Below are 23050 nucleotides of genomic sequence, written 5' to 3'. Positions count from 1 at the left end.
GCGCGCCGGGCGTTGCTCCGTGCGACAGTATCGCAGGAGAACCAAGCGCTAACCCATTGGGCCTGACCGCGAGGCTGCCTCTTAAGACCTCGGTCCGCGTCGAATCTGCTATCCGCTCGCTCCGGGACCATCCAGGGGATTCACGCATGGCTCACGAGCGCGGAGCAGGCCATCGAGCTATAGCGACCGTCTGGGATCTGTCGAGCTATCGAAGCGGTGACCGGCCAACCTTGCGCCACCACTTGGTCGATTCCTACTCGGGGGACAATTTGGCAGCGGCCAAACCGATAACGCCAAGGCCGAGCGGCTCGAGGCCGACCATTGTTCGTCCCAAATGCGCCGAGGCGAGATCGGGGTGACTTTCCAGCCGTTCACGATCTCCCAGCTCAGGACGATTCACAGCGCTTCATAAATCGTCGAAATCGGCCTCGCAACGCATTGCGCACAGGGCGTCTCAGCAACGACTTGCATCGGCGGTCCGGCGTGATGGCCGCTCAAGAGAATAGCTCCGCAACGCGTTCGCCCTGCGGCAAGACGACGTGCGGACGGCCTGACGTGTCGGTGTATTGGGCGCGCGTGTCGACGCCCAGATGCTGATAGATCGTGGCCAGCACGTCGTGCGGCAATTTGGGATTGTCCTTGGGGATCGATCCGGTGCGATCAGACGCGCCGATGACGCGGCCCCCTTGCACGCCACCCCCGGCCAGAGCCGCCGAAAACACTTGCGGCCAATGGTCGCGACCTGCGTCCTTGTTGACGCGCGGCGTCCGCCCCATTTCTCCCCAAGCGACCACCAAGGTCGACTCCAGCAACCCGCGCTGCTCAAGATCTTCGATCAAGGCGGAATAGGCCTGATCGAAGCGGGGCAAGAACCCGCGACGCTGCGAGTCGAATCCCTGCTTGTGGAAATCCCACCAGCGCATTTCGACCGTCACGATCCGCACGCCAGCCTCGATCAGCCGCCGCGCCAAGAGCATCCGCTGTGCCCAATTCTTCGAGCCGCACCGCATAGGATCGCCCGGATCGAAGGTCGGCATCATGCCGTAACGTTCGCGAACGTGTTGCGGCTCGCTTTCCAGATCAAACGCCGCGCTCGCCGCGCCGCCGGCGACGATGTCCAACGCCTGGGCGTGAAACTTGTCCGTCTCAGCAGTCGCGCCGATGGGCCGCATGCGATCCAGCGCGCTGCGCAACATGCCGCGCTGCTGCACGCGTGCCGACGTCAGGCCTTCGGCCAGGGCAAAGTCGCGAACACGAAAAGGCGAATCGATCGCCGGATCGGCGACGGTCTCGAATGGATTGCAGGCGGCGCCCAAATAAGCAGCCCCCATGCCGGGCGCAACTTTCGGAATCACCACATAGGCCGGCAAGCTCGGATCCAGCCGTTGTTGCTGTCGCGCGACGATCGAGCCGCAGCTGGGCATGATGTTGATATCGGGATTCGGCCCCGATGCGTAGCCTGTGAAACAAATCTGGTCGCCGTTCGAATGGCCTACGTCACCGTCTTCGGGGCGGTGGTGCAGGCTGCGGATGAGCGACCACTTGTGCATGATCCGGGCGCATTGCGGCAACAACTCGCAAACCTGGACGCCCGGTACCGCAGTGGCAATGGGCGCAAACTCGCCGCGAATCTCGCTGGGGGCCTCGGGCTTGGGGTCCCACATGTCGTGCTGACTTGGACCGCCGCGCAACCACAGGATGATGACGCTCTTACGAGCGCTCGCCGCACCCGATGCCGCGGCGCGTGCGTCGGCGCGCAGGACGTCGGCCAGAGTCAATCCGGCCGAGCCGATGGCTCCGACTTGCAAGAAAGCCCGCCGACTGAGCGAAAGTGCGCTCTGCGCCTCGGAGCAGATCAGATTGCGCATCGGGCCACTCAAGGAAGGTTCTCCCTGCAAGTCCCAACCGAGGCCTAATCTCGTCAGTTGTGGTCAATATACACGATCCTGAGACGATCCGTCGCCCTGCGCCCCGTTTGCACTGTCCGCGCCGCGGCCCGGCGCATGAGCCCTTCGTGTTTCAGCAGACCTAAAGGACCACTCGATCCTCAATCCCATGGCCCCGAATTGCTCGAAGCTGGACCGCCCCTGTTTGGCAATCGATCCGAATCGAAGGTGACAATCGCACAGCTTTCGGCGACGGGAGCGAGACCAGCGTGGCTCGCCGACGCCGCGTCTACGAACCGCCCCGGCCAGGCAAGTCGTCCGTGTTTGAATCCTGTTACCGGTCACGTCAACTCAATGGTTCGAGAGTCGTTGTGAGCAAGACGGATCAGGACACGGATCAATGTTTCGCTCCGGTCAGGGCCCTCGCAATGCCGGTCAGGGCCCTCGCAATGATTGCAGGACCGCACCTCGACGAGCCAGATTCGGTGGCGCATCACCTGCTTCGCAAGATGTTTCATTCGGCGGCACGAACCAAGCCCCAGAAACAAGACAGCCGAAAGAGTTTTTTGTTGACAGCCCAGCCAGCGCTGTCCTACGCTGCACACGCAAACTAGGGTTTGTGATCTGAAACGAGTATGCGTTAGGGGCCGCTCGTGAACTGATTCTAGCGCCATTTCTGCGTGTCGTTGGCGACACGCACTTCTTGCTCGGCGCCTGGTCTGCCTCTTGCCCGTGAGCGTTCGCGGACGCTCGGCGATTCAAACCTTTTGCCTTTGCCTTTTGCCGCGCGTCTTGGCTGCGCGGCATGGCCACTTGCCTCGCACTCAATAAGGGGTTTTGCTCGTGAAACGATTCGATTGCCGGTGCCTCGCTTGGTCGCACGTCGTCATGTGTTTGTCGGCTCTGACTTCAACCGCCGCGGCTTCCGAATACGAGTTTACGCCCATAGCGCTCACGCGTACGGACGGTCCGCTCGGTCCGAACCTCGGACCAGGGACTGAGTTCTTGCCGGAACTGTCGTTTCCGACGATCAACAACAACGGTGAGATTGCCTTTCGCGCTTCAACCAGGACGGCCGAAGACCGCGTCGATAACGCCATCTGGAAGGTTGCTCCCGGCGGCGAAATCAGCCTGGTCGCAAGCGAAAGAGCCGGCGGGACGATTGGACCCGACATCGCCGGCGCGACCTTCACTGGCCTGGGGCGACCGATCTTGAGTGAAAACGGCGCCGTTGGCTTTAGCGGTCACTACAACGGACCTGGCGTCAACGGTACCGGATTGTTTATCGACACCGATATGACCGCTCCGCAAGCTGTTGCGCTACTCGATACCGATGGTCCCCTCGGCCCGAATCTCGGGCCTGGAGTTGAGTTCGATCTTTTCCCGCTCAACGATCACACCGACAACATCACGCAATTCACGGCCGATGGGGTCTTCACGTGGGTCTCGCCGCTGCAGGGCGCCGGCGTAGACTCTGCGAATCGCCTGGGGCTGTTTCAAGCATCCGCCGCCGGTGTAACGCCGATCGCCCGCAGTGGCGTGGTCGGAGCGCTGGGCCCTGGCCTCCCCTCGAGCGCCGTCTTCGCCGGGTTTCCCAGTGGCGAATGGCTGGCCGCCAGCGGGGCAGGGGACGTTGCCTTTCGCGCCCTCGTTACCGGCGGCGACGTCACGTTTTTCACCCAAAATGGCGCGTGGCAGGTAAAGGATTACAACGCCGCTCAAGTCGTTCAGCAGACGGGCATGACGGGCCCGCTCGGACCAGGAATCCCTGGCACGTTCAACAGCATGTCGCCGGTCTTGATCAACGACGACGGCGAACTGAGCTTTATCGGACAGGTGAATAACACCATCCGCGGCGCTTGGAAGATCGAGCCGGGCGGATCGCCACAACCCATGATCCTCTCAGGTACCGATGGTCCGCTGGGGCCCGGGCTGGGGGCGGGCGTGACCATCTCGAGCTTCACTCTGCCGTTCCAGGGCTTGCGATCGAACACGGGCGAGCTGTACGCGATTACCGAATTGGCCGGCGCCGGCGTGACGGGCGCGAACGACCAAGCGGTGTTGCGAGTGACGGACGACGGGATCGACCTCGTCATGCGCGAAGGGAACTATCCGACGATTTCGAGTCTGCCCTCGGGCGTCGTCATCCAGAATGTCCTGGGCTCGATCACCTTGGAACACGGCGTCCTGCTGGGCGTGCGGTTGCAAGGAACTGGAGTGACGTTCGACAACAACATTGCCTCCTTGCTCTGGATGGACGGGTCTCTCTCGGTGCTGATTCGCAAAGGGGACGTGCTCGACGTCGATCCAGGTCCTGGTCTCGACCTGCGACAGGTCAGCCTTTTCGACACTCCCAATGGCCCACAGTCCACCGGAGCCGATGGGTTGCCGCGGTTCTTTAACGAGCATGGCAAGTTGGTCCTGTCCGTGACCTTTACCGACGGCAGCTCAGGATTGTTTACGACGGTGGTCCCCGAACCTGCGGGCGCCTTCCTGGCCAGCCTGGCGCTGGTCGGTCTGCTGGCAATTGCTCGGCGACGATCGCCAGCAGGGTTCGTCAGAAGTGCCCCTGGTAGCGCCTTGCCCGAGTCCCCGCTGCTAAGCAGCAAGGACCGGCAACTACGAACATGAGTCGACCGGTCAGGCGCCAGGAATGGTCACACCCCACGCCGTCCAACCCAGCGCATTCCAGCCTGAAATCGGACACGCAATGAGTACGTGCGAACACCCGGCACGATGAAGCAGGCCGTGCACTTGGACAAAACTGGGACCAGCAAGTGCGCAACAAGAAACCCCGCGTCGCAACTGCCTATCACAGGGCCCGTTGGGACGCAGGGTTTTCAGCAGGCGGAGGGCACGGGACTCGAACCCGCAACCCCTTGCGGGGCACCTGAATTCCAGTCAGGCTGCTCACCAATTCGCATACCCTCCGATGCCGCGGCGCGGTGGCCGCGGTTCATGTGTGGCAACGCGTCGTGCGTCGATCTCGGACGACCTGCGTGCGGCTCACTCTTTGCCGGCTCGCGCGGATGCGCGTTGCCTGCGAGCCTGCCGTGCGGAGACCTCGCGGCCCCCGCGCTGCACTGAGAGTCGTGTTCCATGACCGGTCCGCGAGCGTCTAGTCGCGGGCCTGGACGCCGGAGATCAGCTTAACGAAGTCCCGGTTGGTCGGGAACTTGCTCAACTGCTTGGTCAGCTGCTCCATCGCGTCGACGTGATGCATCGAGCTCAACGTGCGCCGCAACATCGTCACCGCGTGTAGCGTGTCAGGCTCGAGCAACTTTTCTTCCTTCCGGGTACCCGACTGGCTGATATCGATCGCCGGCCAAACGCGGCGGTCGGCCAGCTTGCGGTCGAGCACCACTTCCATGTTGCCGGTACCCTTGAACTCCTGGAAGATCAGCTCGTCCATGCGGCTGCCGGTGTCGACCAGCGCCGTCGCGACGATCGTCAGCGAGCCGCCTTCTTCGAATTGCCGCGCGGTGGCGAACAGTTTCTTGGGAATGTCCATGGCCTTGATGTCGACGCCGCCGGACATCGTCCGGCCGGTATTCCCGACCCACTTGTTGAAGGCGCGGGCCATGCGGGTGATCGAGTCCATGACGAGGAACACGTCCTTGCCCAGTTCGACCAGCCGCTTGCAGCGTTCGACGACCAACTGCGACAGCCGGACGTGACTTTCCACGTCGCGATCGAGGCTGCTGGCCACGACCTCGCCATTGACGACCACGCGGCGCATGTCGGTCACTTCCTCAGGCCGTTCGTCGATGAGCAGCAAGATCAGCTTGATGTCGGGCCAGTTCTGCGAGATGGCCTGAGCGATCTGCTGCAGCATCACCGTCTTGCCGGTGCGCGGCGGGGCGACGATCAGCGCGCGCTGGCCTTTGCCCAGCGGCGTGAGCAGGTCCATGATCCGCGTGCTCAGCGGTTCGGGGCCCGTCTCCAGGCGCAACCACGTCTCAGGGTTGATCGGCGTGAGCACGTCGAACGTCTTGACGTTCGGATAGTCTTCGGCCTTGCAGCCGTCGATATCGATGATTTCGCGCAACCGCGGACCCTGCTGCTTGCGATTCGGCTGAACCATCCCGTTGATGAGCACACCTTCACGCAGACAGAAGCGGTCGATCATCGCGCCCGGGACGAACGGATCGGTCCGCTCGCGGACGTAGTTGTTCTTCGGATCGCGCAAGAAGCCGTAGCCATTGGGGTGCAGTTCGAGCACGCCCGAGGCCGGCTCCAGAGGCAGCGGTTCGCCGTTTTCGCTAGGTTCGGCCTCGGTCGTCTGCGGCCGCGGGCCATCCTGGCGCGGATATGGATGATGATGCCGCGGACGTCCGTGAAAATGCCCGCCACCGTAGCCGCCTGGTCCCCCGCGACCGCGCGGCCGGCCTCCCTTTTTCTTTCCCATTGGTCACCTGAAGAATGAGCGTAGCTCAGTAAAGAACAGTCGGGCCAAGAGTCCCGACCCATTTCGACCCAGCGATTCCCCGCTGTAAGCCAGCAATTCCCCGCTGAAAGACTGCAAAAGGTGCAATTGTCATGCGCTTGTCCGACGGCTCGACCCAGGGCCGAGCTTCCGCCTCAACCAACGGCTGGCGAGTGCTCTCGCCGACCGGCGTTTCACTGTTGCTCCCAGCGCGCGCGAAGTGTTGTTCGCTGCGCGCAACGTTGTCTTGCTTGCCGTGCGATCGCCACGCACGCCGAGCCAAGGGGACACGATTTCCCACCGGCGCTCAGATCAGCAAACACAGGCGCAGCGTCGCGGCATCCACTCATGCCGCCAAGCGACTGCGTCCCCATGTCAGGTCCTGGCAAAAAGTCAGACCCTGGCAAAACCAGTCCCGCGGTTCAGGCGTGCAAAGAGCAACCCCTTTGCCCGACTCAACCGCATTTGGGTCGCCCGCCCCGGCTACCGCCAAGCAGCGCCCCCGCGAGGGCGCATCCGGCCAGTCCTGTAGCCGAGCAAACGAGTTTGGTCTAAGAAATCCGGCCCCTAGAGGGGTTCTGCCAGAGACAGGCGGTTGTCGAACCGAAGCCTGGTTGTCAGAGCCACTTTGCAGCGGGGCGGCCCAAAGACGCTCGCGTGGGCCATAAATCGCCCGTCCCAGCTGAGCCCCTTCGGGGCCGCATGTTTGGACGTGCGAAAGCTTAAACTACCCAAAAGTTTACCTGCAACCACCTTGCTGTCAAGTGCAAAGAATCAGGCGGCAAGGATTGCGAAAGTTACTCCCCCCGGCAACCTGCTGCGATCCCACCGATACTTTTAGCTGCCTGCTACGCCACCAAGATGGCGCCTGTGCCGGCCAAGGCTAGCCAAGGTTTCCCCAGTTCTCCAAACGCCTTGCAGCAAGGCCGCACGATCCCTCGAACCACTGCAATCGGAATAGTTTAACACGATTTCCCGTGCAGCAGTGGCCGATATCAAGCAGGAACCGGCATCAGGCAGATCGCCGATGCTCCCCCCCGGATCTTGCTCACGAGGGCCTGGCATGTTGACGGCGGCGCGCACCTTGCGATTCGTGACGGCATCGCTGTTCGTCACGGCCACTTTGTCCAGCCAAGCCGCGGAAATCGCCTGGCAGCAGAGCTTGCCGGCTGCGCTGGCCACCGCAGCGCAATCCAACCGCCTGGTCCTGGTGCATTGCTGGGCGCCCTGGTGCGGACCCTGCATGCGGATGGAACGCGAAGTCTTCACTCAGCCAGGGCTCGACGAAGCCCTCGGCAGCAACTTCGTGCTCGTAAAATTCAATGCCGACGATCACCAGACCGACTTGCAGCAATTCGGCGTTCGATCGCTGCCATCGGACGTCATCCTCTCGCCCGATGGCCGCATCGTCAAAGTGATGCAGAGCCCGCAGACCGCCGACCAGTATGCCGGCGTAATCACGCAAGTGGCGACCGCGTACCGCGCCAAGCAGTCAGCGGCCATCGCAGCCGCGACGCCGCGGCCGGCGGCCGTGCAGCCGCAATACACGCAGCAACAAATGGTGGCCGAGCCACATCAGGCCCCGGCACCTCCACAAGCGCCAGCGCCTCCGGCCGCCGCGATCAACGCACAACCGCCGGTGGCGCCGCCGACCGCCGAAGTGGCGGCTCCGGCAGCGGCGCGGCTGGCGATCGACGGCTATTGCCCCGTGCAACTGATGGAGAATCGCGTCTGGGCCGCCGGCGACCCGCAGTTCACGGCGACCTACCAAGGGCAATTGTTCTACTTTGCCTCGGCCGAGGCGCAGCAGATGTTTTGGAATAACCCCGACCGTTATTCGCCGGCCGCAGTCGGCAACGATGCCGTCGTCGCACTCGACGAAGGGCAGCAGGTGCCCGGCCAGCGCCGCCACGGTGTCTATTACGGCGACCGCATCTATCTATTCTCGAGCGAACAGTCGCTGGCCAAGTTCTACGGCGATCCGGAACGCTATGCCGCCGCGGCCCGGGGCATGCAGGCTGCAATTCCGCGGAATACCAGCTCGCAGCGGTAAGTTGTTCCCGACTGACAATCAACGCTGCCGCGGCGCATTGGTTGACTGGCGCTGCCGCCGTAGTTATCGTCGGAGCCGCAAAGCTTACGTTTAGTTTGGTCCGGATCTCTTATCCGATCGCTGCGCCAGTGAATCGTCACTCCATGTCGGCTTTCTCGCTGCTCTCGCCGGCGTTCGACGCCGGCGTCTGAGAACCGCAGCAGCCGCCTTGCTCTCGAGCCGGCGCCCAGCAAGTCTTGCGTTCAGTCGCGCGCCTTGCGCTGCGTACCTTGCCTAGGCGTTGGCCCAGTGACGATTTGCAGAGACCAGATTCGAGCGGAGACAACCGAGCCTCAACCGCGACTCTAGGGGCCCCCGATGCAATCCACAACGCTTACCTCGGTGCTCGTCGCTCTGACGATGGCTCTTCCGCTGACGTTTACCTCCGAGTTCGCTGCCGCTCAAGGGCTAGTCGCGCTGGCCACGAATCCCGGCAACGGCCACGAATACGTATTATTGGGCCGGCAGTCGTGGGCCAACTCGGAGATCGCGGCTCGAACTCTCGGAGGCTATCTGACCAGCATCGACGATCCACAGGAACAAGCTTGGGTGTTTGACACTTTCGGTCACTACGGCGGCCAGGCGCGCTTGTTGTGGATCGGGCTGAACGACGCGCAAACACCCGGCCTGATGGAGTGGACCAACGGCAAACCGCTGGGCTGGCTATACAAACTGGACCCCTGGTGAGCCCAACGACGCAGGGGGCACGGAAGACTATGTTGCCATGTACTACCCTGGACATTCTGCACAAGGACAGTGGAACGACTGGGCAACCCGGTTTGACGACCCGAATGGCCTGCCGTTCCAGGGTGTCGTCGAATTCGATCCGGATGTGATCGCGCCTGCATTGGTCGTCGCGACCGACGACACCTGGAAGGCCATCGGCCCGGTGGGCAACCAAGAGGGCCAACCGATTCAGAGCGTCGGCGCAGCATGGGAGGCGGCAAACCCCGGCTGGAACAGCGACCTGGAGTACGACGACATGGCCTGGCAAACGGCGGACCTGATCGCACCGTCGGAGATTTGGGCGCCCGCCGGCGCATCGCCGGCCTACTTCCGCAAGACCTTTTCCCTCGACGTGGTGCGCCCGGGCACCGAGCTGCTGATGTCGGTCGACGACGATGCCATCGTCTACATCAACGGCGTCGAAGTGCTTGCGGACGTCGACAGTTCGTCGAGCGACCTGGGCCCCCTGGATGTGACCCAGTACCTGGTCCCGGGCACGAACTTGTTGGCGGTGAAGGCGCAGGACGCGTTTGGGCTTGCCGAACATCTGCGGCTGGCCGTGTTCGCCCCAGTGCCCGAGCCCTCGACGCTGGCACTGGCGCTTTCGGCCGGGTTGACGTTGGCGCTTGCGCGACAGAATCTGCGCCGACTAGGCCGGCCGGGCCAGGCGCGCCGCTGATTCTTCCTCACGCGGCAGCCGCTGATCCGCCCCGTAGGGCGCGATGTGAATGATCTGCCGCGCACGCAAGCGACGCTGCACCTCTTGCCAGAATTCCACGGTGAACAAGTCGCCGTGATGCTCGAGGAACACGTCGCGCAAGGGGCCGGACAGCCCAATGAAGTACAGGAACTCCTCGGGAAACATGTCGTGCAGGCCGACGCCGTGCGACGGCTCGCCCAGCATGCCATAGTCCTCGGGCAAGCGGCGGATGTTGCACTCGGTAACTTCGCTGATCTCGTCGTAGTCGTAGAACACGACCCGCCCGTGCCGCGTGACGCCGAAGTTCTTGAGCATCAAGTCGCCGGGAAAAATATTGGTCCAGGCCAGGTCCTTGATCGCCTGGCCATAGTCGATCACCGCGGCCCGGGCCGCCGCGTCGTCGGCTTCCTGGAGAAACACGTTCAACGGCACGACCCGCCGTTCGGCGTAGCAGTGGCGAATGACGACGCGGTCGCCGCGCACAAACACCGTTTCGGCCGCGACGGCCAGCAATTCGTCGAGCAATTCCTGCTTGAAGCGGTGCCGGTCGAGCTCGAGGTACTTGTACTCCTGCGCATCGACCAGCCGCCCGGCGCGATCGTGCTTGAACACGAAATGATACTTGTCAATCACCGAATGCCGCGTGCAGGTCTTCGGGTAGTCGAAGCGGTCCTTGATGATCTTGAACACCACGGCGTACGACGGCATGGTAAAGCAGATCATCACCATGCCCCGCAGGCCTTGCGCCAATTCGTACTGATCGTCCGAGGCGGCCAGGTGCCTCAGGGCATTGCGATACAGCTCCGTCTTGCCGTGCTTGTTGTAGCCGATCGAGATGTAGATTTCGGCCGCACGTTTCCGCGGGATGATCGAATTAATGAATGCCACGAGGTCGTAGGGGCGTTCGACCTCGACGTGGAAATACGAGCGGGCAAAGCTGAACAACAGGCTCAGGTCGTTTTCATCGGTCAAGACCGCGTCGATCGTGATCCCGCGCTCGTCGTGCTTCAGGCACAGCGCCAGCGGCAGCATGTGCGAGCCGCTCGACATGCGGCCAATCACATACGCGTACTCGCCCCGATAGAAAATCGACTTGACGATCTCGGTCCGCTCGACGACCCGCAGCGCGCCGATCGCCCGGAGACGATCCTCGATGCACCGGGCCGCCAGCCGGGTTTCATGGTCGAGCTGCGGCCCGCGCAGCGGCAGCTCGTACTCGGTCAAAATGGCCTGAAGCAACTTCTGCACGGACTCGCCCCGGCCGTAGGTGCGATACACCGGCTGGCTCGCCAGGTGCGGCGGGCTGTCAAAATCGGTGTGGACGAATTCGATCTCGTTGTCGACACCGACCGTCGTAAAGATCCGCCGTGTGACCGAGTTGTAGAACGTCTCGGCGATCTCCCAGTCGTCGCGATCGGCGATCAAGCTGGAAAACACGGCCTTGATGCTGCCCCACACCATCCGATCGTGCACGCGGTCTTCCAGCAGCTCGATGACGCGCTGTCCGATGTGCGCGACCTCGGCCTCGTAAACGTCGAGCCGCTCGGCGCTATCGGCCTGCATGCCGTGCCAATCGCGGTCGACGAACCGCTGCCGCGCGCGGCGCGTAATCTCGCCAAACTCGTGCTGATAGAGGTCGAAGGCGCGGCGGATGGCGCGGGCGATGACGTTCGCCAGCCGGCTGGTGGTCACTTGCGTCATGACAATCGATGGGCAGCGCTGGCGGCTGCGGCAGATGGCCCGGCGGCAGGCATTCCGCGCCTGCGCTCAACGGCGAGCCCGGCCGTCGGCCAGCCCTCTCAGCGTACCCGAGAGCGGTCCGCGGTGCGATGTGGTGCGACCGTTAGTGCGGTTGCCAATCCAGCGAGCGCGACACGGCCCGCTGCCATAGCGCGTATTTCGCCTCGCGTTCGCTGGCCGGCATTTGTGGTTCGAATTGGCGCTCCAGGGCCCAATTCCGCGCCACGTCTTGCTGGTCCTGCCAGTAGCCGACGGCCAGGCCCGCCAGATAGGCCGCGCCAAGCGCCGTCGTTTCGGCCACCACCGGTCGCAGCACCCGGGTGCCCAACAAATCGGCCTGGAACTGCATCAGGGCGTTGTTGACGCTGGCCCCGCCGTCGACTTTCAACTCGGCCAAGCGGATGCCCGCGTCTTTCTGCATCGCGTCGAGCAAGTCGCGCGTCTGATAGGCCATCGACTCGACGGCGGCCCGGGCAATATGCCCTAGCCGTGTACCGCGCGTCAGACCGAAGATCGCGCCACGAGCGTAAGGGTCCCAGTGCGGCGCTCCCAAACCGACAAACGCCGGCACGAGATACACGCCCTCGGAATCGGGCACGCTGGCGGCCAGCTTTTCGACGTCGATGGAGCTTTGGATCACGCCCAGCCCGTCGCGGAGCCATTGCACGACGGCACCGGCGATAAACACCGAGCCTTCGAGGCAGTAGGTCACCTCGCCCCCCAACCCCCAGCCGATCGTCGTCAGCAGCCGGTTGTTCGACGGCACGGCCTTGGTGCCCGTGTTGAGCAGCATGAAACATCCGGTGCCATAGGTGTTCTTCGCGGCGCCGGGCTCGAAGCAGGCCTGGCCGAAGGTGGCGGCCTGTTGATCGCCGGCGCACCCTGCCACGGGAATCGCCGCGCCGAACAGCTCGGGGCTGGTCGAGCCGTAGACCTCGCTCGAGGGTCGCACCTCGGGCAGCATCGCGCGTGGGATCTCGAGGATGGCCAGCAGCTCGTCATCCCAGTCGAGCGTATGAATGTTGAAGATCAGCGTACGGCTGGCGTTGCTGTAGTCGGTCACATGGCAGCGCCCGCCAGTCAGCCGCCAGATCAGGTAGCTGTCGACCGTGCCGAACAGGACCTCTCCACGTTCGGCCTTAGCGCGTGCGCCCTCGATCGTGTCGAGCAGGTGCTTGATCTTGGTACCGGAAAAATACGCATCGACCACCAGACCCGTCTTGCTGCGAAAGGTGTCGGCCAGCCCCTGGGCCTGCAGCCGATCACAGATGGGGGCGGTGATGCGGCTCTGCCAGACGATGGCGTTGGCAATCGGTTTTCCGGTCGCCCGTTCCCAGAGGATCGTCGTTTCGCGCTGATTGGTAATGCCCAGCGCGGCAATGTCGGCCGCCGTGAGCCCGGCCTGCGCCAGCGCCTCTTGCGCGACTTGCAATTGGCTCGACCAGATCTCCTCGGGTCGATGCTCGACGTGTCCAGGCGTGGGCAGCAACTGTTCAAACTCGCGCTGGGCCATGGCCACGGCGCGGCCGTCGCGTTGAAACACGATAGCCCGGCTCGAGGTCGTACCTTGATCGAGCGCCAGGATGTATTTGCTCATCGTTCGTCGAGATCCGTTAGCCAGAAGTTAGCGCCGCGGATGCAGCCGCGTGATGAACAGATCGTAAACCGCTCCACCGACGACACCGCCGATCAGCGGCCCGATGATGGGCACCCACCACCAACCGTCGTGGGCCTCGAACACCTTCCCACCCCAGCCGGCGAAATAGGTGAACAGCCGGGGGCCGAAATCTCGGGCCGGATTGATCGCATAGCCGCAGTTCAAGCCGAACGTCATGCCGATCAGCAACACCAGCGCGCCGACGATCACCGGGCCCAGGTTGCTTTCGGGCGACAGGTTGCGCTTGTCCGAGATGCCGAAGATCACGCCGACCAGCAGGGCCGTACCGACGATCTGATCGACCAGCCCCCCGGGCACGTTACTCAGCGGAAAGGCCGTGTTGGGGTACGTGGCCCAAATGCCCGCGGTCGACAGATCGCGCGGGTGACGGGCGAGGGCCTCGTGATACACGGCATAGACCACGGCCGAAGCCACAAAGGCCGCGGCGACCTGCGCAGCGATGTAGGGAATCACGCGTCCCCAACCGAAGTCGCGCAAGACCGCCATGGCCAGCGTCACGGCCGGGTTGAGATGCGCACCAGTCACGCCGCCGGCGACGTAGATTCCCATCGTCACGGCCAGGCCCCAGCCGAGGTTGATCGACAGGTAATCGCCATTGGCCTTGTTGCCCAACAGCACCTGGGCCACGACCGCCACGCCGAACGTCACGAGCACAAAGGTGCCCAGGAACTCCGCCGCCACTTCCCGCCACGTTTCGCGCGACATCTTGCCGCCTTTCGCGTTGAACCCCCTAACACTCGCGGGCGCCTGGCCCCAGCGCCAGAATGCCCGCCCCCGAGGGACCGACGATTCTCACCGCGCAGCGCGGGCAATTCAACTGCCGGCGGCAGCACGGGGCCCCGGCGTTGGCGCAGGGCGTCCGTTGCCCCGCGGCAAGGGATCGGTCGGGACGGTGCGGCCAAAATGCTGAGCCAGGCGTGCGCGCGTTTCGCCGAGTTGTCGCTCGAGCTCGTCGGGCGAGGCGCGGCCGGCGGCGACCATGATCTGGCCCAATTGCCGCAGCGTGGCCTCGCTGAGCCCCGGCTCGTAGAGCAGCATCAACCGGCGCTCGACCAGGTCGGCCAGCGTGACTGTCCATTCCTCGAGCATCGACCAGCGGCAAAACTCCACCGGCAACTCGGTACCGACGAGCGACTCACCACCGCAGGTGCCCTCTGCGGCGAGGATCTCGCGCACCTGAGTGCCGCACAGCCGCCACATCGCGGCGACCTGCGCCGGCCTGAGCCCATGGCTCGAGGCGAGCACCTGTTGCTCTGCGACCAAAGCGTCGGGGCTGGCCGGATAATCCTCGGCGCCCGGTAGCGGGCGGTCTTGAGACGTTTGCATGCGCGGCCGTCCTAACCGCGCCAACAGCATGGCGGTGGCCGACTCGGCCAAGGACCGGCACGTGGTCAACTTTCCGCCGATGATCGAATAACACGGTACCGCGGCGTCCGCATGTTCCTCCATCCAGTGCCTGCGCGTGATGGCCGCGGGTACGCCCGCGCCGGTAGCGGGCAGCGGGCGGATGCCGCTGTAGTGAAGGACGATGTCGTCCAAGGTCAGTCGCACGCCGGCGATAATCGCGTTGACCGTCTCGACCAGGTATTGCAGCTCGTCGGGCGACGCCACGGCCGTCTCCGGCCGATCGCTGTAGGGCAAATCGGTGGTGCCGACCAGGGTACCGTCGTCGAAGGGCATGATGAACACGGGCCGGCCGTCGGGAGCCTCGGCATAGATGGCTCCGTCTCCCAAGGCCGCGCGTAACCCGGGGTGATAGGTGAGAAAATGGCTCCCCTTGGTGCCCCCCATGAACTTGCGTTGTGTGATCCGCAGCTCGCTGAGCGTGAAGTCGACCCACGCGCCTGTCGCGTTGACGATGGCCGCCGGCCGCAGCGTCACGCTGGGCGATGCTTCCCGGCGGTACAATCCGGCCACCGGCGCAAGGCGAACCTCGTCTCCGTGCAGTTCGGCACGACGATAGGTATGCACCTCGAACGGCACCCCGCCGGCCTTGGCGAGCCGCTGTGCATCGGCCAACAAGGCCAGCGTAAAGCGCTCGGGAAACTGCACCTGCGCGTCGGAATATGCGCATAGCCAGTGAAAACGCTGCGCATCCACGCGCGGAATCGGAGACGCCGCGGCCTGTTCCACGCGATAGACGCGATAACGCTCCAAGGCATGCGTGCCGGCATAGGCGTCGTAAAAGCCCAAGCCCAGGCGCACGAGCCACAGCCCGCGCTGCTGCTGCACATTGGCCTTGCGCGCGGGGCGTTCGAAGCCCAGGAAGCGCCGCGCCGAATCGAAGAGCCCACCCCAGCGCCCCGCGACGGGAATATACAGCCGTAGCGGCCGGACCAGGTGCGGGGCGAGCGCCACCAGGCGGTTGCGCTCGGCGAGTGATTCGCGCACCAGGTCGAACTCGCCGTGCTCCAGGTAGCGCAAGCCGCCGTGGATCAGTCGCGACGAGTAGGCGGTCGCCCCAAAGCCGATATCCGCCGTGTCGACCAGGCAGACCGGTATCTGATTCAGCACCAACTCGCGGGCCAGGGCGGCCCCATTGATGCCGGCACCGAGGATCAACACAGGCGACGACGCGGTAGTCACGCGGTCAATATATCGCGCGATCGAGTGTCGCTAGTAGGCCAGCACGGCAATCGGCTCAGCTCCGCTTGCCGGTCCGGCGCCGTGCTGCCCAATGGCATCCGCCCAGCGCGATCGCCGCCAGCGCCAGCACGAAACTGCTCGGCTCGGGAACGGGCTGGAAGTAGGTGCCGGTCACGTGCGCGGCAACGTTGTTTCCCAAATTGATCCCTTCGACGGCATCGAAGCGCCAGTGAATGCCCAGGAAGATGCGGCTTTCGGCGTTCTCGAGTTCGGCCTGGCTGAAGCTGGTGAAGTGCCGCGTGACGCCGGGCAACTCCTGCGAAGTCAGGTCGAAAGAAACGTTATCTGTGCCGTAGAAACTCTCCAGGACTGAGTACAGTGCGCCCCCGAAGGTTGCATGCCCGGAGACATAGGCAGGGAAGGGGGGCGTGAACGGATCGCTCGACGGCGCGCCCAACGGCTCCCAAGACTCGTCGGCCACCGTCAGCGGGTTGCCATCGGTGTCGGCTTCGCGAATGCCGCTGATCGGGCGCCAGAAATCGTCGCGGTACTTGACGTCCCAGGCAGCGATGGCCGCGTCGGCCATGGCAACTGCCCCCTGCGCGAACAGCAGGGCGTTCTCCTGCAGCGAGTTCCCCTGCTGCTCAGAGATCTCCAGCAGGTTCCGCGTATACAGCACCGGCGGCGGTCCCATCCCCTGGCGGTCGTAGCCCCAAAAGATGCCGATTTCGGTCTGATCGGCCGTCCGGGTCATGCTGTTCTTTTCGCCGAGCGATTTCACCTCGTCGAACGACGCCGTGTACTCGGCGCTGGTCATGTCGGGCACGACTGGGACCGCGGGAAAATCGTTGTGCGTCGCATAGGTGAACGGATCGACCGCGCCCCAGCCCGGCCCCCATGCCTGCTGGTCTGAGTGCAACGGATCCGGGCGCCAATGACCTGGATCCGGGTTCTGGCCGTAGGCGGCCATCACGTCCGACCCGTCCATCGCGCGCGCGGCCAGATACTCGTTGGCGATGAATTGTCCCAGCGCGATGCCATTCACCTTTTTCGGCGACGCGGCGATCGCTGCCATCTGCGCGTTGTAAGCGTTGTCAAACAGGGCTTGCTGCCCGGGATAAACGGCCAGTGCAATGTCGTGCGCGGCAGTCGCCAGCGCGGCGTGCACCGAAGAAGGATCGCCCGCGCTCGTATCCACGAGAAACGGGACGTGCGTGCGTTCGATCGCCATCAGTGAGTCGTACATCGCGCCGTTCATCAAGGCCAGCGCCCGCGAAGACCAACCGGGATTGACCATCGTCGTATCGTTGCGAATCCCTTGGGCGAGCAAGGCATTCCACGCGGTAACTACGTCGGCGGCGAACACCTGGCTGGGTAGACAAAGCACAAGCCCAGCCAGACAGGTCAGGACACGATGCGACATGATGGGACCCTAGTTCTCTGGCTTCAGCCGGCACCCCTGCCACCGTGAAGCCCGAATTTGTGCGGTAAGCGCACCAAGCCGTGCGCGGAGGGTTACGGGAACGATCGCGATGCGCAGCGAGCGCAACGACCGGAAAAAGATCGGGGAGCTAGAGACAGGGCGTCGTCGCGAGGGCGCGACGCCTGACTTGCAATGTCGCGCTCAAACCGGTTGCGCGATGCGGCAGGTCAATTCCCCGAGCCTACGGCTCACGAGCGTCCCTCGCAGAAAAGGTGCCACCAACGCGAACTACGCATTGTGACAGGTCGAGGGCCGATCCTAGTCTCACGAATCACGGCCGTCAATCTGCGGGGCAATGTCGCGGTCCGCTCGTCGTCAGTCGGCCTTCAAGACCCGCTGCAAATACTGCACGCAGGCCCGAACGGTCATCAGGTCGGGGTTCAGCTTGAGGGCCCGCTGCATGCACTCGAGGGCGCGGGCATAGCGTTCGAGCTTCAGGTAGCACTGCCCCATCCCCGCCGCCGCGGCAAAATGATAGGGGTTAATCTCCAACGCCTGGTGGCAATCGGCGATCGCCGCGGTCCATCGCTCTTGCTGGCTATGTGCGATGGCCCTTTGGTTCCAGGCTTCGGCCAGCCAGGGGGCGTGCCGGAGCAGGGCGGTCGCTCGTTCGATGGCTTTCGCGGAGTGCCCGTCATGATTGAGCCGGGCAATCGCCGCCAACTCGGCCTGGTGCTGCGGCTCACCGTCGCGCAGCCAAAGCTGGCGAATCGTGTTCTCGGCGATGGTCCGGACCGTGCGGTCGGCGTCGTTCAGCCGCCGGCCGACAATGCCGTTCTGCTCGTAATTGCCCAGGAACCCGATGGCCAACACCGCCGCACGGCGCACCTGGCGCAGCGGGTGTTCGGTCAGGCGGGCCAGAGTGCCCAGCCGGTAGCGCGCCGAGACGGCCTCGATGAAATCGGCCGTGCGCAGGTCGTCGAGATACCGCTCGTAAAGCGGGACGAGCGTCGGTTGTCGGTCCAGGTCGTTCACTAGGGTACGCCGATGCTGGGGGGCCAAAAGCGTCAGGGCCTTGCCGCCGCGGGCCAATCCCGAGTGTAATCACCGGTGCCGCTTGTGGCGACGAATTGGTTCGCTGACCGGACAATACGCGTGCCGACTGCAACGGATTTGCCGCATCGATCGTGCCGACGCAGGGCCTGGACGCCCGGCGTAGCCGTGCTGCTGCTGGTGCTGACCGGGGCCGCCGGGGAGATCGCCGCCGACACGCCCGCACCGCTGCTCACGGGCACCGCCCTTGGCCGGCGGCTGCAAGGGACCGTCAGCGTCAAGTGGTCCGACGTGCCGCTCCGCCAGGCGCTGGCCGGCATTTCCACGGCGTATCACGTCGCCATCTTGCTCGATCGACGCATCGATCCAGACCAGTTGGTCCGCTACACGGCCGCGGACCAGTCGCTGGAAGCCGTGCTGCGCAGCGTCGCTCAAGACCGCGGCGCCGCGGTGGCGCGGCTGGCCGACGTGCTCTATCTAGGTCCCGTGGCGACCGCCACCCGGCTGCGGACGATTGCAGCCATGAATGCCGAAGAGGTCCGCCAGCTTGCCGAGGCGCCGCGCCGCGCCTGGCAGCAGCGGGCCGAGTTTTCCTGGTCAGAACTCGCCGAGCCGCGCCCGTTGATCGAGCAATGGGCGGTTGCGGCCCAAGCCCGGCTGACCGGTCTCGAACAACTGCCGCTCGACTTGTGGCCGGCTTTTCGCGCACCGCCCCTGACGCTGGCCGACCGCGTGACGCTCGTCGCTGCCGAGTTCGACCTGCGGTTGGTTCGAGCCGCAGGGAATGACGGTCTGCAGCTCGCGCCGTGGCCTGCCGAGGTTGCCGTGGAGCGTACCTTCCGAGCACAGCAGCTCAGCGCCGAGCGCCTCGAGCGATGGCTCAGCGACACGCCTTCGGCGACGGCGCGGCGCGACGGCGACACGGTCGTCGTCCGCGCCTTGCTCGAAGAACTGGAAAGACTCGCGGGGACCTCGGCACCGCCGCGGCGGACCGCTCGGCACGAGGCGGCCGCGGTGCGGCATCGGTTTGTCGTCCGCTCCATGCCGTTGGGCCGCGTGCTCGAAGAGCTGCAAACTCGCCTCGGCTGGAAGTTCGTTTACGACGCCGCTGCACTGGATCGTGCCGGCATCAAACTTACCGACCCGATCACCGTCGATGTGAGCGAGGCCGACGACGAACAACTCCTCGAGGCCGTCTGCCGCCCGCGGGGCCTCGAGTTCAAGCGTGCCGGCGCAGAAATCACGCTGCAACCAGCGCAAAAAAGCCCGGACGCCGACTCTTCGTCGGCGCCCGGGCGTGTGAATTGAAATCGACCGCGGCGAGCCGGTTGCTGGAAAACTAGCAACCGTGCTTCTCGAGCTTCTCGCGGAGCGTTTCGGCCGTGAACGGCTTGACCAGATAGTCCGACACGCCGGCCTCGATGGCCTGCAGCACGCGCTGCTTTTCGGCTTCGGTCGTGACCATGATGATCGGCACGCTGGCGTCCTGAGCGCGAATCGCCTGGACCACTTCGAGGCCGTTCTTGGCCGGCATGTTCCAGTCGGTCAGCACCAGGTCGAAAGAGCCTGGCTTGAACAGATTGATCGCCTCGGCGCCGTCGGCTGCCTCGGTCGTGTCACTGGCGCCTACCGCCAGCAACGAACGGATAATGATCTTGCGCATTGTGCTCGAGTCGTCGGCAACCAGCACTCGCAGGCTCATGACGGATACTTCCCGGAATTCACAGCGGGGAAACGGTTACCACTCCGGGCGAAGCGACGTGTGCGTCGCCGCCCGAGCGTACCGACCTTCGCCGATCGGCACGCAAACCTAGGTTCCACTGGCTGGGAGTCAAAGACGCCGGTGGCTGGGAGTCAAAGACGCCGGGCGCTCGTCCGGGAACTTCCTCGAAAAGATGAGCGAATCGGGCGCACAGGCACCAAGCCGCACGCGGGAAAGCGCCCTTGGCGGCGGTTTCTTCCTCAGGACCGCTACCGTGGACGATGTTGGCGCGCGAGGGCGCCGATCGCGCGGATGTTAACGCGCGGGCAAATTATGCGGTTTTCGAAAAAGGCGTAAACCCGCTGAACTGTGCGGACCGGGCTGCCCGAATCCTTGGTGATGTAGGCACCGTTGCTCGCCGTGCCGGTGTGCACCGTGAGCACGGAATGAGTGCCAGGAAGAAAAACTGTGAGCTTTACCGCGCAGCGCCGTACCGCGAGCTAGATCACCAAGGGAGAGCTTGTTGCGCAACGCGGAAGAGGCTCTCGACCCGGATCCCGCGCGGCCATGTTGCTCGCTGGTCGCCCAAACTCACGCCTTAATCTCGATTCGCCAGGAGTCTAACCCTTGAGCACCGTTACCGCGGAGTCGCCTACGCTCGAACGCCACGGCGTCGAAGCCATGGGCAGCATGCAGCTGGTCAGTTTCCGTCTCGGCCAGGAGGAGTATGGCGTCGAGATCACCAAGGTTCAGGAAATCATCCTGATGGGCGAAATCACGCGCGTTCCCCAAACGCCGCCGTTCATCAAGGGCCTGATCAATCTCCGCAGCACGGTCATTCCGATCGTCGACCTGCGGCTGCGTTTTGGCCTGAGTACGGAGGCCAATACGGACGAGACCCGGATCATGGTCGTCAACGTGGCCGGCAAGACGATCGGGATCATCGTCGACGCCGTGAGCGAGGTGCTGCGCATCTCGAAAGACCAGATTGCCCCGCCGCCACCGACCGTGGCCGGCCTGGGCCGTGAATACCTCACGGGCCTGGTCAAGCTCGAAAGCCGCCTGCTGATCATGCTCGACATCGACCAGATCCTCGGCGGCCAAGAAAACGCCGCCTTGGAAGCGGTTGCGAACTGAACCCTCCCATCTGCGTGAACCACCCCCACCTCATTACCCTGCCTTCCACCTTCCTTCCTGCGGAGATTGAATGACCATGGCTGACACTGCCACACCGGTTTCGAATGTCGCCGACATCGAGCAGATCCAGCGCGAGCTGACGATCAGTCGGGCGTTGAGCGAGAACTCACCGATCAACATCATGATGGCCAACACCGACTTGGTCGTCACCTATGCCAACCCGGCGAGCATCCGGACGCTGCGCCAGATCGAACACTTGCTGCCGTGCAAGGCCGACCAAGTGGTGGGCAAGTCGATCGACTTGTTCCACAAAGACCCCAGCGCCCAACGCCGGTTGCTTGCCAACCCGCGGAACCTGCCGCACCGTGCCGTGATTTCGCTCGCCTCCGAGAAGCTCGACCTGCTGGTCAGCGCGGTCTACGACGAAGCCGGCAACTATCTCGGTCCCATGGTCACCTGGGAAGTCGTGACCGAGAAGCTCGCCATGCAGGCGAAGAACCGCGACTTTGCCAACCAAATCGAGGCCATCAGCGCCGCTCAAGCGGTGATCGAATTCGAGCTCGATGGCACGATCGTCAACGCCAACCAGAACTTCCTTTCGGCGATGGGCTATTCGCTGCCCGAGATTCGCGGCAAGCATCACAGCATGTTCGTCGATCTCGAATACTCGAAGTCGTCGGACTACCGCCGCTTCTGGGAACGCCTCCGTGACGGCGAGTCGCAGCAAGGCGAGTTCCAACGCTTCGGCAAGGGCGGCAAAGAAATCTGGATCGAGGCCCGCTACAGCTCGCTGCTTGACGAGCAGGGCAAGCCGTACAAGGTCGTCAAGTACGCCAGCGACATCACCAATGCCGTCCGGCAACGTCGCGAGATTGCCGAAGCCCAGGAGCGCGAGCGTCGGGCCAAGCAAGACCTGAGCGACAAGATCGACGCGCTGCTGGTCGTGGTGAACGCGGCTGCCGATGGTGACCTGACCCGGCCGATCACCATCCACAGCGACGACGCCGTCGGCCAACTGGCCGGTGCGTTGGGCACGACCTTGACCAGCTTGCAGCAGATGATCCGTCAGATCATCGAGAGCGCTGCCCAGTTCACCGAAGGCGCCCGCGTCATCGCGGAGAGCTCGCAGTCGCTGGCGCAAGGCGCCCAGACGCAGAGCTCGGCCGTCGAGGAAATGACTGCCTCGATCGAAGAGCTCAGCCGCTCGATCGACAATGTCAAGAACAACGCCGTCGAGGCCGACACCGTCGCCCGCGACACGAACCGCCTGGCCGAGGAAGGCGGCACCGCCGTGCAGAAGTCGATCGAGGCCATGGGCCTGATCAAGAACAGCTCGGAGCAGATCAGCGAGATCATTCAGGTGATCTCGGAGATCGCCAGCCAGACGAACCTGCTGGCCTTGAACGCCGCCATCGAAGCGGCCCGCGCCGGCGAGCACGGCCTGGGCTTTGCCGTCGTGGCCGACGAAGTTCGCAAGCTGGCGGAACGGGCCAGCGAGGCGACCAAGCAAATCTCGTCGCTGATCAAGGAATCGACCCGCCGCGTCGAGGAAGGCTCCACGCTGAGCACGCAGACCGGTGCCGCGCTGCAGAAGATCATCCAGGGCGTCGAATCGACGGCCAAGAAGATCTCGGAGATCGCGACCTCGACCGTCGAACAGGCCCGCAACGCCAAGGAAGTGGCCTGCGCCATCCAGAACATCGCCCAGGTGACGGAGCAATCCGCCGCCGGCAGCGAGGAGATGGCGTCCAGCAGCGAAGAACTCGGGGCCCAGGCCGCCGGCCTTCGCGACATGGTCAGCCGCTTCAAGACCGAGTAGACCCACGCCCGCGGCCAACCCTGGCCCGGCGAACCGCGCTCGTGCGGTTCGCCGGGCCGCCGGGGTTTTGGCCCCTCTCCAC

Annotated in this window: 16 protein-coding genes and 1 tRNA gene; 7 read left to right on the top strand and 10 right to left on the bottom strand. The window is 64.2% G+C overall.

From position 1 onward, the window contains the following. Nucleotides 1–494 precede the first annotated feature (494 nt). Nucleotides 495–1868, bottom strand: a complete 1374-nt coding sequence (locus tag K1X74_14615) for a DUF1501 domain-containing protein (protein MBX7167559.1) — start codon at nucleotides 1866–1868, stop codon at nucleotides 495–497. 906 nt (nucleotides 1869–2774) lie between these two features. On the opposite strand from K1X74_14615, the gene K1X74_14610 reads away from it, so the two are divergent. Further along, nucleotides 2775–4517 carry a hypothetical protein gene (locus K1X74_14610; protein ID MBX7167558.1) on the top strand — a complete coding sequence of 581 codons (1743 nt, stop codon included), beginning with the start codon at nucleotides 2775–2777 and terminating at the stop codon, nucleotides 4515–4517. A gap of 217 nt (nucleotides 4518–4734) precedes the next feature. On the opposite strand, the gene K1X74_14605 is transcribed toward K1X74_14610, so the two are convergent. Both K1X74_14605 and rho read right to left on the bottom strand, forming a co-directional pair. Beyond that, a tRNA-Ser gene (locus tag K1X74_14605) sits at nucleotides 4735–4817 on the bottom strand. 187 nt (nucleotides 4818–5004) lie between these two features. Next, nucleotides 5005–6294 carry a transcription termination factor Rho gene (gene rho / locus K1X74_14600; GenBank protein MBX7167557.1) on the bottom strand — a complete coding sequence of 430 codons (1290 nt, stop codon included), beginning with the start codon at nucleotides 6292–6294 and terminating at the stop codon, nucleotides 5005–5007. A gap of 1081 nt (nucleotides 6295–7375) precedes the next feature. Between rho and K1X74_14595 the strand changes: the two genes are divergently transcribed. The 3 genes from K1X74_14595 (at nucleotide 7376) to K1X74_14585 (ending at nucleotide 9809) form a co-directional block, all read left to right on the top strand. Continuing rightward, nucleotides 7376–8365 carry a thioredoxin family protein gene (locus tag K1X74_14595; GenBank protein MBX7167556.1) on the top strand — a complete coding sequence of 330 codons (990 nt, stop codon included), beginning with the start codon at nucleotides 7376–7378 and terminating at the stop codon, nucleotides 8363–8365. 357 nt (nucleotides 8366–8722) lie between these two features. Further along, the gene (locus K1X74_14590) at nucleotides 8723–9091 is read left to right on the top strand and encodes a hypothetical protein (GenBank protein MBX7167555.1); all 369 of its coding nucleotides are present in this window, start codon (nucleotides 8723–8725) and stop codon (nucleotides 9089–9091) included. Between the two features lie 37 nt (nucleotides 9092–9128). Continuing rightward, nucleotides 9129–9809 (top strand): hypothetical protein, encoded by a 681-nt coding sequence (locus tag K1X74_14585; protein MBX7167554.1) that lies wholly within the window; start codon nucleotides 9129–9131, stop codon nucleotides 9807–9809. Here the strand turns inward: K1X74_14585 and aceK are convergent. The 6 genes from aceK to K1X74_14555 form a co-directional block, all read right to left on the bottom strand. Continuing rightward, entirely contained in the window at nucleotides 9780–11531 is a 1752-nt protein-coding gene (gene aceK / locus K1X74_14580) for a bifunctional isocitrate dehydrogenase kinase/phosphatase (protein MBX7167553.1), read from the bottom strand. The genes K1X74_14585 and aceK overlap by 30 nt on opposite strands. Before the next feature lie 142 nt (nucleotides 11532–11673). Beyond that, nucleotides 11674–13167 carry a glycerol kinase GlpK gene (gene glpK, locus K1X74_14575; protein ID MBX7167552.1) on the bottom strand — a complete coding sequence of 498 codons (1494 nt, stop codon included), beginning with the start codon at nucleotides 13165–13167 and terminating at the stop codon, nucleotides 11674–11676. A 27-nt stretch (nucleotides 13168–13194) separates the two neighbouring features. After that, nucleotides 13195–13953, bottom strand: a complete 759-nt coding sequence (locus K1X74_14570; GenBank protein MBX7167551.1) for an MIP family channel protein — start codon at nucleotides 13951–13953, stop codon at nucleotides 13195–13197. Between the two features lie 108 nt (nucleotides 13954–14061). Continuing rightward, the gene (locus tag K1X74_14565; protein MBX7167550.1) at nucleotides 14062–15834 is read right to left on the bottom strand and encodes a glycerol-3-phosphate dehydrogenase/oxidase; all 1773 of its coding nucleotides are present in this window, start codon (nucleotides 15832–15834) and stop codon (nucleotides 14062–14064) included. 55 nt (nucleotides 15835–15889) lie between these two features. Next, the gene (locus K1X74_14560) at nucleotides 15890–17257 is read right to left on the bottom strand and encodes a vanadium-dependent haloperoxidase (protein MBX7167549.1); all 1368 of its coding nucleotides are present in this window, start codon (nucleotides 17255–17257) and stop codon (nucleotides 15890–15892) included. Between the two features lie 375 nt (nucleotides 17258–17632). Further along, a complete protein-coding gene (locus K1X74_14555) occupies nucleotides 17633–18292 on the bottom strand; it encodes a tetratricopeptide repeat protein (protein MBX7167548.1) in 660 nt (219 codons plus the stop codon). A gap of 120 nt (nucleotides 18293–18412) precedes the next feature. Between K1X74_14555 and K1X74_14550 the strand changes: the two genes are divergently transcribed. Then, a complete protein-coding gene (locus tag K1X74_14550; protein ID MBX7167547.1) occupies nucleotides 18413–19618 on the top strand; it encodes a hypothetical protein in 1206 nt (401 codons plus the stop codon). 31 nt (nucleotides 19619–19649) lie between these two features. Here K1X74_14550 and K1X74_14545 read toward each other — a convergent pair whose 3' ends face one another. Then, on the bottom strand, nucleotides 19650–20012 hold the full coding sequence (locus tag K1X74_14545; GenBank protein MBX7167546.1) for a response regulator: 363 nt from the start codon (nucleotides 20010–20012) through the stop codon (nucleotides 19650–19652). Nucleotides 20013–20693: 681 nt separating this feature from the next. Between K1X74_14545 and K1X74_14540 the strand changes: the two genes are divergently transcribed. Both K1X74_14540 and K1X74_14535 read left to right on the top strand, forming a co-directional pair. Next, the gene (locus K1X74_14540; GenBank protein ID MBX7167545.1) at nucleotides 20694–21149 is read left to right on the top strand and encodes a chemotaxis protein CheW; all 456 of its coding nucleotides are present in this window, start codon (nucleotides 20694–20696) and stop codon (nucleotides 21147–21149) included. A 70-nt stretch (nucleotides 21150–21219) separates the two neighbouring features. Then, complete coding sequence (locus K1X74_14535; GenBank protein MBX7167544.1) at nucleotides 21220–22968, top strand: PAS domain S-box protein; 1749 nt, start codon at nucleotides 21220–21222, stop codon at nucleotides 22966–22968. Nucleotides 22969–23050 lie beyond the last annotated feature (82 nt).

This window comes from Pirellulales bacterium (genome assembly GCA_019694435.1).
In the GTDB taxonomy this organism is placed as follows: domain Bacteria; phylum Planctomycetota; class Planctomycetia; order Pirellulales; family JAEUIK01; genus JAIBBZ01.
This window is presented reverse-complemented; position numbering and strand designations above follow the sequence as displayed.

Bases quoted from the DNA above. Each gene is read 5' to 3' on its own strand.
- glpK (MBX7167552.1), bottom strand. From the start codon at position 13,167: ATGAGCAAATACATCCTGGCGCTCGATCAAGGTACGACCTCGAGCCGG.
- K1X74_14590 (MBX7167555.1), top strand. From the start codon at position 8,723: ATGCAATCCACAACGCTTACCTCGGTGCTCGTCGCTCTGACGATGGCT.
- K1X74_14615 (MBX7167559.1), bottom strand. From the start codon at position 1,868: ATGCGCAATCTGATCTGCTCCGAGGCGCAGAGCGCACTTTCGCTCAGT.
- K1X74_14595 (MBX7167556.1), top strand. From the start codon at position 7,376: ATGTTGACGGCGGCGCGCACCTTGCGATTCGTGACGGCATCGCTGTTC.
- K1X74_14535 (MBX7167544.1), top strand. From the start codon at position 21,220: ATGACCATGGCTGACACTGCCACACCGGTTTCGAATGTCGCCGACATC.
- K1X74_14560 (MBX7167549.1), bottom strand. From the start codon at position 17,257: ATGTCGCATCGTGTCCTGACCTGTCTGGCTGGGCTTGTGCTTTGTCTA.
- K1X74_14610 (MBX7167558.1), top strand. From the start codon at position 2,775: ATGTGTTTGTCGGCTCTGACTTCAACCGCCGCGGCTTCCGAATACGAG.
- K1X74_14540 (MBX7167545.1), top strand. From the start codon at position 20,694: ATGGGCAGCATGCAGCTGGTCAGTTTCCGTCTCGGCCAGGAGGAGTAT.
- K1X74_14585 (MBX7167554.1), top strand. From the start codon at position 9,129: ATGTACTACCCTGGACATTCTGCACAAGGACAGTGGAACGACTGGGCA.
- aceK (MBX7167553.1), bottom strand. From the start codon at position 11,531: ATGACGCAAGTGACCACCAGCCGGCTGGCGAACGTCATCGCCCGCGCC.
- rho (MBX7167557.1), bottom strand. From the start codon at position 6,294: ATGGGAAAGAAAAAGGGAGGCCGGCCGCGCGGTCGCGGGGGACCAGGC.
- K1X74_14545 (MBX7167546.1), bottom strand. From the start codon at position 20,012: ATGAGCCTGCGAGTGCTGGTTGCCGACGACTCGAGCACAATGCGCAAG.
- K1X74_14570 (MBX7167551.1), bottom strand. From the start codon at position 13,953: ATGTCGCGCGAAACGTGGCGGGAAGTGGCGGCGGAGTTCCTGGGCACC.